The sequence below is a fragment of the Acinetobacter lwoffii genome (assembly GCF_024129715.1).
GTDB classification, from domain to species: domain Bacteria; phylum Pseudomonadota; class Gammaproteobacteria; order Pseudomonadales; family Moraxellaceae; genus Acinetobacter; species Acinetobacter lwoffii_U.
This window is the reverse complement of the sequence record NZ_JAMXXM010000002.1, coordinates 288,732-303,998: the sequence shown is the minus strand read 5'-3', so window position 1 is coordinate 303,998 and position 15,267 is coordinate 288,732. Positions and strand designations below refer to the sequence as shown.

Genomic DNA, 15,267 nt, shown 5'->3' with positions numbered 1-15,267 from the left:
CCGATTTGATAAGCTTGCACGAAATTACCAGTCTATGATTTACATTGCTTGCATATTTATTTGGTGTAAAGCCAAATGAGGACACGCCCTAATTCTTTTAAATGTTTATATAAGTTAATTGTCATCACAGACATAAATGCAGGAACAAATAGCCTCAACATATTACGCATTGATCCATTTAATTTTTTTTAAATCCGTCATAGTAAATAATATAAGCAGCAAACACTTTAGAAATATTTTTTATCATGTTCATGTCTGATAAGTAGAATTGAAATATGCCAATCTTTAAAAATTATTCAAAAAGAAACGCTCTCGATTGTAAATAATCTGCTTCGACCTCTAATTCCAAAATAGTATCGCTTGAAATGACGGTCTCACGCATCACTTCACCGGGTTTTTTATGCTTTAAATATTCCTCTGAATTGAGACAGCTAAAGTCGGAATTTTCCCAATGTGTTCTGCTTGTCCATTGGGCATAACCAATATAATCACCGGTTTTTTCTTCTTTATGCAGGCGAGAACCGAGAGAACCTAAAACCAGATAAATGCCTTCAGTGCGCTTTTTTCATGCCTGAATAAAAGCTTGCTTTTTCGCTGGTTTAATTTTGAAACGGTAAACAGCAATAAACATTTTAATCCTCCGAGTTATGCTTGTTTTAAAGTAAGAATTAAACCAAAAGGATTAAAATAAAGGGATCTATTTATTTTGACTTACCCAAGATAATTTCGAGAGACTTTTACATAATTTTGTGCAGAATAAGGCAAGAATGCCATTTCTTTTTCAGTGAGCGGACGTGCTTTTTTTGCCGGGCTACCCACATAGAGCCAGCCACTTTCCAAAACTTTTCCTGGTGGAACTAGCGTACCTGCACCAATCATCACATCATCCGGAATGATGACATCATCCAGAATAATGCTGTTAATCCCGATTAATACACGATTACCAATCGTACAACCATGTAATGTCACATGATGGCCAATCGTGACATCTTCACCAATGATCAAAGGCGAACCATTCGGTTTATCGGCTTTTTTATGACTGACATGCAACATGGCATGATCCTGAACATTCGAATTTTTACCAATCCGGATTGAATTAACATCACCACGAATCACGGCAAAAGGCCAGACAGAAACATTTTCAGCCAAGACCACATCGCCGACCACGATTCCCATCGGATCGATATAACACGATTCATCAATTTCTGGAGTCGTGTCTAAATAAGAACGAATGTTTTGGCTCATGGTGATCTGCTCATTAAAAGTTTAAGGATCATGTGCATAGTATAAAATAAAAAGCACCCATCTGAATGAGTGCTTTGGTCTTAGTCCGGGACTAAAACAGTTTATTTAAACTTAGAACAAGTTTGAGAAGAACTGTTTAATGTGGTCGAGCATACGTGCGAAGAAACCAGCTTCTTCAACCGCGTTTAAAGCCACCAATGGTTTTTCTGAAATTACTTTACCATCCAGAGTCGCTACGTATTTACCTACGACCTGACCAGGCTGTAAAGGTGCAGTCAGTTTAGGTTGAACCACCAGCTGGGTTTTAATCGCATTAGCCTGACCTTTTGGCATGGTCACGTTAAAGTTTTCCGCAAGACCGATCTGAACTTCATCTTCCTTACCAAACCAAACTTTGGCTTTGGCAAGTACCTGTTTGGCAGGTTGAACATTTTTGGTTTCGAAGTTTGCATAACCCCAAGCCAGCAATTCACGTGTTTGTGTCGCACGTTCCTGCATGGTTGGTGCACCAAAAATCACTGAAATCAAACGTGTAGGTCCACGTTTTGAAGAGGTGGTCAAACAATAACCAGCTTCATCAGTATGGCCAGTTTTTAAACCATCTACACTCGGGTCAGTATATAGCAGGGCATTACGGTTACCTTGCTTGATGCCATTAAAGGTAAATTCTTTTTCCGCATAAATCGGATAATATTTAGAACTGTCTTTAATGATGTGTTGTGCCAGCGTTGCCATATCTTTGGCAGTTGAATAATGACCTTCAGCCGGCATACCGGTTGAGTTCACAAAGCTGGTATTGGTCATGCCAATACGTTTAGCTTCCTGGTTCATCATATGTGCAAAGGTACCCTCGTTCCCTGCAATATGTTCAGCCATGGCTTTCGACGCATCATTCCCTGATTGAATAATAATCCCGCGAAGCATTTCAAGTGCAGTTGCCGTACCGTTTAAAGGCACATACATACATGATTCCGCGCTACTGCCGCGACACCATGCTGACTCGTTCATGCGTACTTGTTCATCTTCAGTGAGTTCACCGCTCAATAGTTTTTGTTCGATGATGTAGCTGGTCATCATCTTGGTCATTGAAGCAGGGGCTAATTTTTCATTTTCATTTTTTGAAGCGAGAAGTTGCCCTGTCTCGTAGTCCATTAGCACGTAGGATTTATTATTCAATTCTGGTGGTGCAGATAAGACAGTTGCTGCAAAGCTAAAACTAGGAACTAATAATAATGCAGCAAGGGCAGTTTTTTGGGTCATTTCTAGTGGGTTCCTATATCTTGATGTAAGCACGAAGAGCCTAGCATTTTAGGACAAAGCTAGGCTGACTTCTATGGGAAACCCGGTCTTATTTCAAAAGTATTGTAAGTAATCGGCACAAATCTCGCTTAATTTTGATATGTGGTTAATTCGTCACAAATCACCTGATTTTTTTGCTTGCCCGCTTTTTTGGCATCCGATTGTGCTTCGGCCAGAATATTGCGGAAATCTTTCTGTTTTGCCAGCTGATTCAAGCGTTCAACCGGCTTGTTTTGGCCCGGCATATATTCAGTCACCAGCTTGCCATAACCCTGATTAAATTGTGCCTTGTCTTTAACCATGCTTGGGCAGATTTCAGAGAGCACATAAATGGCTGCCAGTTCCTGTTTGGTCACTTGCTGAGTTGGGGTAACGTTAATGTTTTCATCGGCTGCAAAAGCAGAAGTTCCCAAAAGAGTCGCGGCAGAAATTGCGCAGAATGTTAAAGCTTGGAATAATGGATTTTTCATTGAAAACTCAAAAAGAAGATTTAGAACAATAATTTGCCTAGCTTAAACTTATTTTTGCGATTGAAAAGTGGGGAAATGTAGCGAAGCTGTAGAATTATGAAGAAATCTGTAAGCAAAATAAGATGATGTGAACATCATCTTATTTTAAACAATGCTATTACTTAGCCCTGATAGTCCAGAACTTCTTCACAGACAGTTTTTTGCTCGTCATCGGCAGTTTGTTTGGCACCCTGACGTGCTTCTTCGAGTAGCGATTTATATTCGCTGTCTGCCTGCAGCTTTGTATAGTTCATGCCTTTATCTGAATATTCTGCAAGATAAGACTGGATCAATTCTTGAATGGTGCTATTTAATTTTGCACTTTGACCAATCACGGTTGGGCAAACCTCAGCCATGACCTGTGCTGCGGCAATATCTTCTTTCACGATGGTATCGTTTTCTGCAGTAGTTAGATCATTCGCTACGACTGAAGGGGAAATAAATGCTGCCACGCTTAAAGTTAAAGCGCCAAATAAAGAGAATTTTTTAATCATCTTGAGCCACATATTATAAAGATGGATGTCGAGCGATAAATATATATAATCCCTACACTAATACAATGAAATGTCCTTACCAGTCACTTTTTTAGCGCAACGAGATTTTTTCAGTGAATATTTTAGTTTCAAATGATGATGGGGTGTTCGCACCGGGTATTCAGGCTTTGGCACAAGCGCTAAAACCTTTGGGGCGAGTGGTGATCGTGGCGCCGGAAAGTGAACGCAGCGGTTTTTCCAGTGCCTTAACTCTAGATCGTCCTTTACGTCCAATCCAGATTTCTCCAGATGTCTGGGCTGTTAATGGGACTCCGGCAGATTGTGTCTACCTGGCCATGAACGGGCTGTTTGACTTTGAATTTGACCTGGTCATTAGCGGGATTAATAGCGGCGCGAATCTGGGTGATGATGTCTTGTATTCCGGTACGGTCGGTGCAGCCTTTGAGGGGCGTTTAAGTAAACATCCTGCGATTGCCGTATCACTAAGTGGGCCGAATGTACGCAGCTATCAACAGCCTCAGGATTATCAGCTGGCCGCCGAGTGGGTGCATGATTTCATTGCTCGTGGTTTGCCTATGCTGCCTGAACGTCATATTTTTAATATCAATATTCCAGATATAACTGAATTACAGGGTGAAAAAGTGACGTATCAAAGTCGCCGCCGTCAGTCTAAACCGGTGACGAGTCATGTAGACCCACGTGGTCGTCAGGTATTCTGGATTGGACTCTCAGGAGAAGCAGTCGCAGACCCTAAGCCAGGATTTAACGAAATTGATTCGGACTTCTCTGCGGTCGCCAATGGCTATGTCAGTATTACCCCGATTCAGATGGATGCTACCAATTATGAGAGTCTGCGGAATTTACAAACACAATTGGCAGAAAATGCGTCCTTAGTGTTATAACTTTGTGAAAAACTCGCGATTGCAAGTATATTGCCGTAAAACTTTGCTAATCTTAACGGAATTTTGCAACCGTATAGCATTAGAGAGGAAGATAATGTTCTTGGTGTTACCGAAATGTGTCGTAGCTTCGCCTGCAACCCTGATTAAAACCCTCGTTTTATCGACCGTTGTTATTTCTACAGGAGTAATTACCGGTTGTGCCACCAAACCCCAGGTGAATAATGCAACGCGTTATGCAACAGCTCCTGATTTCTATACGGTGCGTTCAGGAGATACATTGAGTGGGATTGCAGCACGTTATGGACTGAACTATATCAGTGTTGCCGAGATGAATGATATCAGTGCGCCGTACCGGATTTATGTCGGACAATCAATCCGCCTGAAAAGCAATACTGCGCGCCGTAGCACCAGTACTCAGGCAGTGACTCAGGCAGCGCCAATCCAGCGTCAAACAATTGCAGTGCCTACACCGGCACCGGTTACGCCAGCAACGACAGTACAAACCACACCACGCGTCAGTACATCTGCACCTGTAACGCCAGTATCTACTGCAGCAGGTTTACGTTGGGTAAAACCATCGAATGGTGCGATTCTTCAGCAATACAATTTAGCTTCTAATATCAAGGGCACCCGCTATAGTGGCAATGTCGGCGATCCGGTATTTGCAGCAGCAGACGGGCAGGTGGTGTATGCCGCTGATGGTCTGAAAGAATATGGCAATCTGGTGTTGGTAAAGCATATCAATGGCTATATCACGGCTTATGCACATAACAGTAAATTGAACGTGAAAAGTGGCCAAAATGTAACGGCTGGTCAAAAAATTGCAGAAATGGGGTCGACTGGTACAACCCGCACCATGCTGGAGTTTCAGGTGCGTTTAGACGGCAAACCTATTAATCCTACTGCAGTTTTACCAAACAATTAAATAAATAATGCAAAGTGTAAATTTCGCCGTATAATACAATAAGTTGCTTTTATCAAATGATGGAGCACCTCATAAGTTTAGAGGGAAATTTATGTTAGATCAACTTCGAGCAATGGGTGTCTTTGCTTGCGTTGTGGAAAAAAACTCGTTCAGCGGTGCTGCCCGTGAATTAGGGATTACGACCAGCGCCGTCAGTCAACAAATTCGCTCATTAGAACACGATATGGAAGTCGTACTTCTAAACCGTTCTACGAGAAAATTAAGTCTGACCGAAGCGGGACAAGCTTTTTTCCATAGCTGTCAAGAAATGTTATCTGCTGCTGAACGCGGTAAAGTCCGGATCAATGAGTTACGTGATGATCTCGTGGGCGAGCTGCGTATCGTTTCTTTGCCAGAATTATGCGCGAATCATGTGATTCCTGCACTTTCTCATTGGATGGCTGCACATCGCGGCTTGGCAGTACATTTAGAAACAAACAATCATGAGGTTGATTTGTTGGATGGGCGGGTTGATATCGCCCTAAGATTTGAACAGAAAAATGATGAGCATAATCTTCAGGTTGTGCCATTGATACAGATTGAGCAAATTCTGGTGGCGACACCGAGTTATATTAATCAAAGCACTATTATTTCGAGACCTGATGACCTTAAAAATCATGAGGTCTTACCTTTGACACAGCTTAAAAACCATCAGTATTACCATTTTCAACATGTAAATACTGCAGAAAAAGCCGAATTTGAACTGAAATCCCGTTTCAGTACCAATAACGGTTTGGTTGCGAAATCGATGTGCTTGCAGGGCAATGGGATTGCCAAGGTTTTATATCTTGATGCTAAAAAGGATTTGCTTAACGGTACTTTAGTTGAAGTTCTGCCTGAATGGAGACTGCCACCGATTACACTGTATGCGGTTATTCCGAAACGTGAACAACAACCTACAAAAATTCTTCGTTGTCTTGATACCTTGAAACAATATTTTAGCCAGATCTCTGGCGGACGTATGTTACAAAACGCATCATAGAATGCAGAATAATAAAAAAGCCGCTTTAGAGCGGCTTTTTTAATTTTTAGGCTAGGACTTTATGCCAAATAAGCTTTGATCATTTTTACCAGACGTTCGATCAACTGGTCTGCCTGCTCCTGGGTAATATTCAGGGTAGGTAACAGACGAACGACATTGCCTGCAGTGACATTGATAATCATCTTGTATTCATCGCGTGCAATCGCAACCAGATCACCGCATTCTTTTGGTAATTCAATCCCGATCATCAGACCAAAACCACGTACGATGACATTTTGATCTGCCAGTTTATTGCGCAGCTGGTCAACGATGTAAGCACCTTTTTCAGCCGCATTCGCGACGATATTTTCTTTTTGCATAATATCGAGAATAGTATAAACCACACGCGAACCCAGTGCTGTACCGCTATAGGTAGAGCCGTGATTTCCAGCAGTTAATACACCGACGCCACGACCTTGGGTCATCACCGCGCCAATTGGGAAGCCATTTCCTAAGCCTTTGGCTGTGGTCAGTACATCCGGAATAATATTGGTGTGCTGATAAGCAAAGTAGTTACCGGTACGGCCATTACCAGTTTGTACTTCGTCCAGCATCATCAGCCAGTTGTGCTGGTTACAGATATGACGGATTTCTTCTAAATAGCTGAAACCTTGAGGTGCGGTATTCACACCGCCTTCACCCTGAATAGGCTCAATCAAAATCGCTACGATATCCGGATGATTGATTGCAGCTTCTTCAATTGCTTCGATATCACCAAAAGGTACACGAATAAAACCTTCAACCAGCGGGCCAAAACCTTCTTGCACTTTTTTATTGCCTGTAGCAGACAGGGTGGCCATGGTACGACCATGGAAAGACTGGTCAGCAACAATAATTTTTGGTGAAGCAATGCCTTGCATATGACCGAATTTACGTGCAATTTTGATTGCACCTTCATTGGATTCTGCACCACTGTTTGAGAAGAATACTTCTTCCATGCCTGCAACTTCAGCCAGTTTCTGTGCGGCAGCGGTTTGCCAAGGCACTTCAAACAGGTTGCTGGTATGAATCAGGGTCGCTGCCTGTTCAGCAATCGCTTCGGCAATAACTGGATGCGCGTGTCCCAAACCACATACGGCAATGCCGGTTAATGCATCTAAATACTCTGTACCATCTTCGGTATAAAGATATGCACCTCGTCCTCGGACAAAGCTGATCGGTTGACGGCCAAAAACAGGCATCAAATGAGACGGTTGATCAGTTTGTACCGGTGCGAGGGTAATATTATTCATGACTAACTCTTAACTGTTAGGTGGAAAGAAAAACTTATATAAGCAAAAACCCGCTCAGATTTAAAGGGTAATTGTAAATAAAATTGGAATTATTGCTTTAGACATACTGTTTTGCCTGGATTTGGGTATAATGCGAGACAGATGAGTTGAGGATTTATCAATGACTGAACAAGCACGCGATACCGAAGCGTTAATTCGTGACCAAATTGCAAAACACGCAGTACTTCTTTACATGAAAGGCACACCGCAATTTCCACAATGTGGTTTTTCTGCACGTGCAGTAGAAGCACTCAGTCAAATTGGTCGTCCGTTTGCTTATGTAAACATTCTGGAAAACCAGGACATTCGCGCGATGTTACCACAAATCGCCAACTGGCCGACATTTCCACAGCTTTGGATCAATGGTGAGTTGATCGGCGGTAGTGATATCATGCTCGACATGTTCCAAAAAGGTGAATTAAAGCCTTTAGTTGAACAGTACAGCCCGGCAGTTGATGCTTAATTTTGTATTAAATTAAGTCCAGATGTGAAAAAGCGCTTCATTGAGAAGCGCTTTTTTTGTCTCTATTTTTGCTTAGGTCAAGGTCAGAGTTAATCCTCTGTCGCTGCATCCGGCTGTTCAACTGTCGAAACATCAGCTTCAACTTCAGTTTGTGGCTCGACGATTTGCTTCTTGTCTTTCTTCTTCTTTTTTTTCTTTTTCTTCGGTACTTCGACCAGTTCGGCACCATCTTCAATCGCTTGCCAATAATCCAGCTGTGCCATCACTGCGGCATAGATTGAATTTTTGCTATAGCGACCTTTTTTATCCAAGGTACCGACAGGACGCGCCATCAGGATTTCCAGCGCCTGATCAATGGTATCAATCGCGTGAATATGGAACTGACCTTCTTCCACAGCAATGGTGACATCTTTACGCAGCATCAGATGCTGCATATTTTGACGCGGGATAATCACACCTTGTTTTCCGGTCAGACCTTGTAACTTGCAAGCATCAAAGAAACCTTCAATTTTGGCATTCACACCACCTACCGGCTGTACTTGTCCCAGCTGGTTCATGGAACCGGTAATGGCCCATGACTGATCAATCGGTAACTGGCTGATGGCCGACAGTAAGGCAGAAAGTTCCGCAACAGTGGCACTGTCACCATCGACCTGACCATAACTTTGTTCAAAGGCCAGTGCAGCAGAGAAGTGTAAGGTCTGTTCACGACCAAAATGCGCTTTCAGGAAGGATGACATCAGTAACACGCCTTTGGCATGCAAAGAGCCACCAAGTTCCACACTGCGTTCGATATCCAGAATATCACCGCCACCTTGATACACCGAAGCAGTCAGTCGTGAAGGCAGACCAAATTCGACATCAGCATAATGAATGACGGACAGGGCATTGATTTGGCCCAGACGATGGCCGCGGGTTTCGATCAGTTGAGTACCACGAGTCAGATCTTGCCAATACAGTTCACGTAAATAGCCGAGACGATATTTACGGTGATCCAGTGCGGTGTTGATATGTTTTTCTGAAACCATCTTGTCACCGGCCTGGAAGGCATGATGATGTGCTTCACGGATCAGATCGCCCAGCGTCAGAGCATGTAATGACAATGAACTTTGATCTTCGGCTTGACGGCTGGAATCTGTGAGCAAGGCGGCTAAAGCAGAACGGTCAAAAGGCAATAATTTATCCGATTGCACATAGTCGGCAATCAGCTGCATATAAGCCTGCTCGTTATTGTCATTACGTTGTAATGTATCGGTGAAATCGGCACGGATTTTAAAGATGCTGCCTAGCTCTGGTTCAAGCTCTAAAATTTCATAATAGATTTCAGGCTCAGCCAGCAAGATGACCTTGATATTCAGGGGAATTGAGGCAGGTTCAATCGAAATACTGCCGGTCAGCGTGATCATATGCTCAAGTGAAGACAGTTTTAAATGTCCCGATTTAAGCGCGCGCTTCAAGCCTTGCCATGCATACGGCTGTTCCAGCAATTGTTCCGCTTCCAGCATCAGGAAGCCGCCATTAGCTTTATGCAAGGTACCTGGACGAATCAAAGTAAAGTCCGTGGTAATCGTACCATTTTGAGTCAGTTGTTCCACATGACCCAAAAGGTTGTAATGCGTTGGAAAATCTTCAAAGATCACTGGTGCACCACTGTTCGGCTTGTGTGTGATAATCACATTGGCCTGATAACGTGCAGGAACGCGACTGAACAGTGCCGGAGTGAAGTCATCTTCTTCCTGTTCCAGCACGATTTCGACATTATTGATAATGTCTTCGGCATAATATTTCAGATAATGTTCCAGACCTTCCACATGTTTGAATTTCGCTAGAATCTGTTCGACTCGCGGCAAGACGACCTGCTTGGCGATATCACGGTTCAGGATCTGTACGCGATCGCGTGCATCATCTTCCAGGTCACCTAGGTGTAAACCCAAACGTTCCAGTTTCTTGTCCATATAGCGCATGTTAGAGGCTAGTTCGGCACGATCTTTGTTGCTTAATGCATTCAGATCTTCCTGAGACATTTCCTGCAATTTGTCATCAATCAGATGCACAGGGACAAAACAGTGCTCATCATGTCGCGAGATCAGCTTCAGATCCAGTTCTGCGCCTTCTTTGGTCAGTTCGATCAGTGCCTGCTGCTGTTCATCACCCGTTTCCTGGCGAATCATTTCAATGCGGTTATGATAGGTCTCTGCAGTAAAACGGCGCTCAAGCTGCTTGAGGATCGTTTGCCAGCTTTGATTCAACATGGCCTGGAATTTCGGCCCTTGACCTGAGGGCAGTTCTAGCGCAATCGGCTGACGCTGGTTCTGAAAGTTATTGACGAACACCCAGTCATTCGGGGTTTCCATAGTTTTGGCGTGCTGTTGCAGCAAACGCTTCACCATGGTGCGTTTTCCGAGTCCTGCGGTACCCACAGCAAAAATGTTATAGCCGGAATAAGGCAGGGCAATCCCGGCCTCAACTGAGGCGCGTGCGCGATCTTGGCCCAAAAAGTTATTCAGGGGCTTGATCCGTTTGGTTGACGCAGGAATTTTTTCTAAGTTTGGAATGTGCGTCAGCTGGGTGGATGTTAACCGGGTATGGTCCAGAGTATTTTTAATTTCGCTTTGTTCAAATGCAGAGATAAGTAAATCTGAGCGGATCTTTTGTGGAGTTGTGCTGGTGTTGCTGGCAATAAAAGAATTAATTTGATCGAGTCTCTGGGTCACTGTTGAAAATCCAAAACGAAATATTACGTTGATGAGAGTTAAGGTATACAGATTTACTTGAAAAATTCAAGCCAACATGTCGCTTTTGCCAGAAAATAAAAAACCGGAAATGTGATAAATATATAAATCTTGTTGAAAGATACGCTATTACAGGATTGAATAGCAGCAATTGGTTTTTCTGCGGAAAATAATAAAGCAATGACAACACAAACGACGGGTTGGAAATCCGCATTTACAGCATTTTTAGATCGACGTGCATTGATCATGCTGTTCTTGGGATTTTCGGCTGGTGTGCCGATTCTTCTGATTTTTTCCAGTCTGTCTTTATGGTTAGGTGAGGCCGGAATCAGCAAAAGTGCAGTAACTTTCTTTAGCTGGGCCGCATTGGGCTATTCGTTTAAATTCGTCTGGGCACCGCTCATTGATGAACTTCCTGTCCCTTTTCTGACCAAGGCTCTGGGACGTCGTCGTGCATGGTTGCTGATTGCGCAGATTCTGATTGTCTGTGCCATTTCCATTATGGCCTTTTCTGATCCGGCTTTGGGTGCCACACATTTACAGCAAATGGCGCTCGGTGCTGTCCTGCTTGGTTTCTCCGCAGCAACGCAGGATATTGTGATTGATGCCTACCGGATTGAGCTGGCGGAAACCCAGATGCAGACCGTATTGGCTTCCACCTATAATGCAGGTTACCGGATCGGGATGATTGTGGCCGGTGCTGGTGCCTTGTTTCTGGCGGCCTATTTGGGAACTGCGAAAGGCAACTATATCTATGATGCCTGGAAATGGACCTATCTGGCGATGGCTGCTGTCATGCTGGTCGGTATTATCACCACACTGTCCATTCGGGAGCCGCAGGTTGACCGTGTGCGAAAACACTATGTGCGCAGTGATTATTTCCGTTTAGTCGCCGTATTTTTTGTGGCGGTGATCAGTTTTGTCTTGAGCTATATCTATTCGGGCAATCTGGTGGCCAGCATCACCGAACAATTCGCCATTCAAGATACCTTTGCCTTGTTCTGTTTTGAAGCTTTGCGCTTTGTTGGCTCGGGTGCAGTGGCCTTTGCGATTGGTGCAAGCTTGGTAAAAATGGGGGCGGTTAACAAGCAAATGGCCTATGAAACCTGGGTCAATCCGGTTGCAGATTTCTTTAAACGTTATGGCTTGAAACTGGCATTGGTGTTGTTATTGCTGATCGGTTTTTATCGGGTTTCCGATATTATTGCCGGCGTCATTTCCAATGTGTTCTATCAGGACCTGAATTTCAGTAAAGAACAGATTGCCGAGGCCGTTAAAGTCTATGGGGTGATTTTCTCTTTAGTCGGTGGTTTCCTTGGCGGGCTCTTGGCCCAGAAGATGAACATCATGAAACTGATGTTTGTCGGTGCCGTACTGGCCTGTTCTACCAACCTGATTTTTATCGGCCTGGTCAAGTCTGGTGAAAAACTGGCAGCTGTGGAAGTTAAAGCCGGTAATCAGGTTTATCAGGCAGAGACCGATGAAGTGGGTTACTGGAAGCTAGATGTACCGAGTGCAGTGCTGGCGCAGAGCAAACAGCTACAAGTGTCAGCCGCTTATCTTAATGCAGATAATACCAATCAAGCGCCAGTGCAGGTCAGTATGCCGTATTTGACTGCAGAACAGGGCAGCACCCAGTTACAGATCCTGCCGATTACCAGTGACAATACCCTCACTGTAGCTGAACAGGACAAGACCATTGTGGTGCGTGGCCAGTATGTCGGTGAAGCACTGCAAGAGAATCAAAAGATTGTTTTGCAAATCAATGATCAGAATATTGAGTCAAAACTGGAAAGTGAAGGCGTATTTACTGCCGCGATTCCTGCACAGCAACTGATTCAGTCACCTGCACATATTATCAGTGCAGTCTTGATGCAAGATGATCAGGCACTTCAGCAAACCACGCATGTTTATCAGGTCAATGATCAGTTGGCTAGTACCCAGAATCTGGATGTCGATATTCAGCCCTTGGCAGTGGTGGATGGCAACAGTTCAGATACAGTCGAAGTCAGTGGTAAGGTAATTAAACCTTATAGCGACAAGTGGCTTTATTTTGCTATTATTGTCGACAATCTGGCTGCTGGGCTGGCTGGTGCTGCGTTTATTGCATTTTTGTCGAGCTTGACCAGTGTGTCTTTTACCGCTGTTCAATATGCGATTTTTAGCTCACTCATGACTTTGACCCCTAAGATTTTAGGCGGATATTCGGGTACTATAGTCACCAATATCGGTTATCCGAATTTCTTCCTGATGACTACTCTAATCGGGATTCCGATCCTGATTCTGGTGGTTTGGGTCGCAAAACTGCTCGGTGAACACCAACAACAATCTGTACAGAAGGATGATTAATATGCGCATGCTGCATACCATGTTACGTGTAGGCAATTTAGAACAATCTCTCAAGTTCTATACTGAAGTACTTGGCATGACTTTGCTTCGTAAGCGTGATTACGAAGAGGGCCGTTTTACCTTGGCTTTTGTCGGTTATGGCGATGAAGAAAATCATACCGTACTGGAATTGACGCATAACTGGGATACAGACAGCTATGAACTGGGCAATGCTTATGGTCATATCGCGATTGCAGTTGATGATGCTTACAAGGCTTGCGAAGAGATTAAAGCGCGTGGCGGTAATGTGGTGCGTGAAGCCGGTCCGATGAAAGGTGGCGTGACTGTAATTGCATTTGTAGAAGATCCAGATGGCTACAAGATCGAGCTGATCCAGCAAGACAACAATGCACGTAATAACTAAGTGTGATGTAGCGAGATATATGAAATGCATTCATGTATAGATGAAAATATTACATCAATCTGAGTGCATAGCATGGGCCCGGCATCTGTTAAGATAGCCGGGCATTTTTATATCAAACAATAAAATCTGAGGGATTATAGGGATATGCTTAAGTTCTTGGCATTGGATCGGTTTACGATACTGTTGTTTGTGATGGTTTTTCTAGCCAGTGTGTTGCCAGTTTCGGGGCAGGCGGCTGAAGTCTTTGGCTGGGTGACGACAGGAGCGATCGCCATCCTGTTTTTCCTGCACGGCGCCAAACTGTCTCGTGAAGCTGTGCTGCAAGGCATTATGCACTGGAAATTGCATACTTTGGTTTTTGCGCTAACTTTTGCTTTGTTTCCAATTCTCGGACTTTTGGCCAAGCCGATTTTATTACCGATGCTCGGACAGGAACTATATTGGGGTTTCCTGTTTATGTGTTTCCTGCCATCCACTGTGCAGTCCTCGATCGCATTTACTTCGGTGGCTCATGGCAATGTCGCCGGGGCGGTATGTAGCGCCTCTTTTTCCAATTTGATCGGTATGTTTATTACCCCATTATTGGTGGCATTTTTTATTCTCGGTCAATCTGATCATGGTTTTGATCCGACTTCATCGATTATCCAGATTACACTGCTGCTCTTGGTGCCGTTTATTTTAGGACAGATTCTGCGTCCATGGATCTATCCGCAAATGATGAAAATGCCAAAAATCGTCAAGGTTTTCGATCAAGGTTCGATTTTACTGGTGGTGTATGGCGCTTTTAGTAGCGCCGTAGTGGCTGGTCTGTGGAATGAAGTAAGCCTGAGTACCTTGTTGTTGCTATTGCTGGCTTGCTCGGTGTTACTCACCATTGTGATGTTATTATCACTTTATATTCCACGCTGGCTGGGCTTTAGCCGCGCTGACCAAAAAACGGCATTCTTTTGTGGTTCCAAGAAAACCTTGGCCAGTGGAGTACCGATGGCGCAAATTTTATTTATTGGCCAGCCGCTGGGGATGATTGTCCTGCCGATCATGATTTTTCATCAGATTCAGTTAATGGTCTGCGGGATTATTGCCAATCTGTGGGCCAAAGAGAGTGAATCAGAAGCTGAAGAATAATTCGCATATTGAATTCGTTTCACGTATAATAATGCCCACTTGTTGTGCTTAGCTCTGACGGTATCCGTCTCGGTGGGCCAAAAGAATGGTCTGTTGTGGTGTTGATCTGCATGAACGATGTTCCTGCTTCCTCATTTGAGAGTGATCAATAGCGATGACAGCTAAACCTTCTTGAATCTAATGGAGTAATCGACGATGCGCGCCGATATTCACCCAAAATATGAAACTTTAGTTGCTACTTGTTCATGTGGTAACGTAATCGAAACTCGTTCAGCTCTTGGTAAAGAAACTCTTTATCTAGACGTATGTTCAGCTTGCCACCCATTCTACACTGGTAAGCAAAAGAACGTTGACACTGGCGGTCGTATCGACAAGTTCAAACAACGTTTTGCTGGTATGTCACGTTCTGTTAAACGTTAATACCCAAAATGAAAAAACGGGCTTTAAGCCCGTTTTTTTTGTGCCTGCAATTTAGAAAATTATCATTCGA

The 15,267-nt window shown here is 43.8% G+C and carries 14 protein-coding genes; 8 read left to right on the top strand and 6 right to left on the bottom strand.

The features are described 5' to 3' along the window. Positions 1–711: 711 nt before the first annotated feature. The 4 genes from NI462_RS03215 to NI462_RS03200 all read right to left on the bottom strand — a co-directional run bounded on the left by NI462_RS03215 (position 712) and on the right by NI462_RS03200 (position 3,547). Positions 712–1,245, bottom strand: coding sequence for a gamma carbonic anhydrase family protein (locus tag NI462_RS03215; RefSeq protein WP_153566479.1), 534 nt, complete (start codon positions 1,243–1,245; stop codon positions 712–714). A gap of 111 nt (positions 1,246–1,356) precedes the next feature. Continuing rightward, the gene (gene dacC / locus NI462_RS03210; RefSeq protein ID WP_004279731.1) at positions 1,357–2,505 is read right to left on the bottom strand and encodes a D-alanyl-D-alanine carboxypeptidase PBP5/6; all 1,149 of its coding nucleotides are present in this window, start codon (positions 2,503–2,505) and stop codon (positions 1,357–1,359) included. Positions 2,506–2,633: 128 nt separating this feature from the next. Then, entirely contained in the window at positions 2,634–3,014 is a 381-nt protein-coding gene (locus tag NI462_RS03205) for an MCR_0457 family protein (protein WP_253159056.1), read from the bottom strand. A 161-nt stretch (positions 3,015–3,175) separates the two neighbouring features. Beyond that, positions 3,176–3,547 (bottom strand): MCR_0457 family protein, encoded by a 372-nt coding sequence (locus NI462_RS03200; RefSeq protein ID WP_253159054.1) that lies wholly within the window; start codon positions 3,545–3,547, stop codon positions 3,176–3,178. Positions 3,548–3,660: 113 nt separating this feature from the next. Here NI462_RS03200 and surE point away from each other — a divergent pair, with 113 nt between their 5' ends. The 3 genes from surE (at position 3,661) to NI462_RS03185 (ending at position 6,395) form a co-directional block, all read left to right on the top strand. Beyond that, positions 3,661–4,449, top strand: coding sequence for a 5'/3'-nucleotidase SurE (gene surE / locus NI462_RS03195; RefSeq protein WP_253159052.1), 789 nt, complete (start codon positions 3,661–3,663; stop codon positions 4,447–4,449). Positions 4,450–4,543: 94 nt separating this feature from the next. Next, entirely contained in the window at positions 4,544–5,374 is an 831-nt protein-coding gene (locus tag NI462_RS03190; RefSeq protein ID WP_253159050.1) for a peptidoglycan DD-metalloendopeptidase family protein, read from the top strand. A 91-nt stretch (positions 5,375–5,465) separates the two neighbouring features. After that, complete coding sequence (locus NI462_RS03185) at positions 5,466–6,395, top strand: LysR family transcriptional regulator (RefSeq protein WP_005246797.1); 930 nt, start codon at positions 5,466–5,468, stop codon at positions 6,393–6,395. 59 nt (positions 6,396–6,454) lie between these two features. Here the strand turns inward: NI462_RS03185 and NI462_RS03180 are convergent, their stop codons facing one another. After that, on the bottom strand, positions 6,455–7,666 hold the full coding sequence (locus NI462_RS03180) for an aspartate aminotransferase family protein (protein WP_253159048.1): 1,212 nt from the start codon (positions 7,664–7,666) through the stop codon (positions 6,455–6,457). A gap of 160 nt (positions 7,667–7,826) precedes the next feature. Between NI462_RS03180 and grxD the strand changes: the two genes are divergently transcribed. Then, positions 7,827–8,168, top strand: coding sequence for a Grx4 family monothiol glutaredoxin (grxD, locus tag NI462_RS03175; RefSeq protein WP_005104579.1), 342 nt, complete (start codon positions 7,827–7,829; stop codon positions 8,166–8,168). An 89-nt stretch (positions 8,169–8,257) separates the two neighbouring features. On the opposite strand, the gene NI462_RS03170 is transcribed toward grxD, so the two are convergent. Further along, on the bottom strand, positions 8,258–10,882 hold the full coding sequence (locus NI462_RS03170; RefSeq protein WP_435574958.1) for a Lon protease family protein: 2,625 nt from the start codon (positions 10,880–10,882) through the stop codon (positions 8,258–8,260). 198 nt (positions 10,883–11,080) lie between these two features. On the opposite strand from NI462_RS03170, the gene NI462_RS03165 reads away from it, so the two are divergent. The 4 genes from NI462_RS03165 to rpmE all read left to right on the top strand — a co-directional run bounded on the left by NI462_RS03165 (position 11,081) and on the right by rpmE (position 15,197). Beyond that, on the top strand, positions 11,081–13,249 hold the full coding sequence (locus NI462_RS03165; protein WP_253159046.1) for an AmpG family muropeptide MFS transporter: 2,169 nt from the start codon (positions 11,081–11,083) through the stop codon (positions 13,247–13,249). Position 13,250: 1 nt separating this feature from the next. Next, positions 13,251–13,652, top strand: coding sequence for a lactoylglutathione lyase (gene gloA / locus NI462_RS03160; RefSeq protein WP_004279741.1), 402 nt, complete (start codon positions 13,251–13,253; stop codon positions 13,650–13,652). Positions 13,653–13,796: 144 nt separating this feature from the next. Then, positions 13,797–14,777 carry a bile acid:sodium symporter family protein gene (locus NI462_RS03155; RefSeq protein WP_253159044.1) on the top strand — a complete coding sequence of 327 codons (981 nt, stop codon included), beginning with the start codon at positions 13,797–13,799 and terminating at the stop codon, positions 14,775–14,777. A 195-nt stretch (positions 14,778–14,972) separates the two neighbouring features. Then, on the top strand, positions 14,973–15,197 hold the full coding sequence (gene rpmE, locus NI462_RS03150; RefSeq protein WP_004279743.1) for a 50S ribosomal protein L31: 225 nt from the start codon (positions 14,973–14,975) through the stop codon (positions 15,195–15,197). Positions 15,198–15,267: the final 70 nt, after the last annotated feature.

Bases quoted from the DNA above. Each gene is read 5' to 3' on its own strand.
- NI462_RS03215 (WP_153566479.1), bottom strand. From the start codon at position 1,245: ATGAGCCAAAACATTCGTTCTTATTTAGACACGACTCCAGAAATTGAT.
- dacC (WP_004279731.1), bottom strand. From the start codon at position 2,505: ATGACCCAAAAAACTGCCCTTGCTGCATTATTATTAGTTCCTAGTTTT.
- NI462_RS03205 (WP_253159056.1), bottom strand. From the start codon at position 3,014: ATGAAAAATCCATTATTCCAAGCTTTAACATTCTGCGCAATTTCTGCC.
- NI462_RS03200 (WP_253159054.1), bottom strand. From the start codon at position 3,547: ATGATTAAAAAATTCTCTTTATTTGGCGCTTTAACTTTAAGCGTGGCA.
- NI462_RS03190 (WP_253159050.1), top strand. From the start codon at position 4,544: ATGTTCTTGGTGTTACCGAAATGTGTCGTAGCTTCGCCTGCAACCCTG.
- NI462_RS03185 (WP_005246797.1), top strand. From the start codon at position 5,466: ATGTTAGATCAACTTCGAGCAATGGGTGTCTTTGCTTGCGTTGTGGAA.
- NI462_RS03180 (WP_253159048.1), bottom strand. From the start codon at position 7,666: ATGAATAATATTACCCTCGCACCGGTACAAACTGATCAACCGTCTCAT.
- grxD (WP_005104579.1), top strand. From the start codon at position 7,827: ATGACTGAACAAGCACGCGATACCGAAGCGTTAATTCGTGACCAAATT.
- NI462_RS03165 (WP_253159046.1), top strand. From the start codon at position 11,081: ATGACAACACAAACGACGGGTTGGAAATCCGCATTTACAGCATTTTTA.
- gloA (WP_004279741.1), top strand. From the start codon at position 13,251: ATGCGCATGCTGCATACCATGTTACGTGTAGGCAATTTAGAACAATCT.
- NI462_RS03155 (WP_253159044.1), top strand. From the start codon at position 13,797: ATGCTTAAGTTCTTGGCATTGGATCGGTTTACGATACTGTTGTTTGTG.
- rpmE (WP_004279743.1), top strand. From the start codon at position 14,973: ATGCGCGCCGATATTCACCCAAAATATGAAACTTTAGTTGCTACTTGT.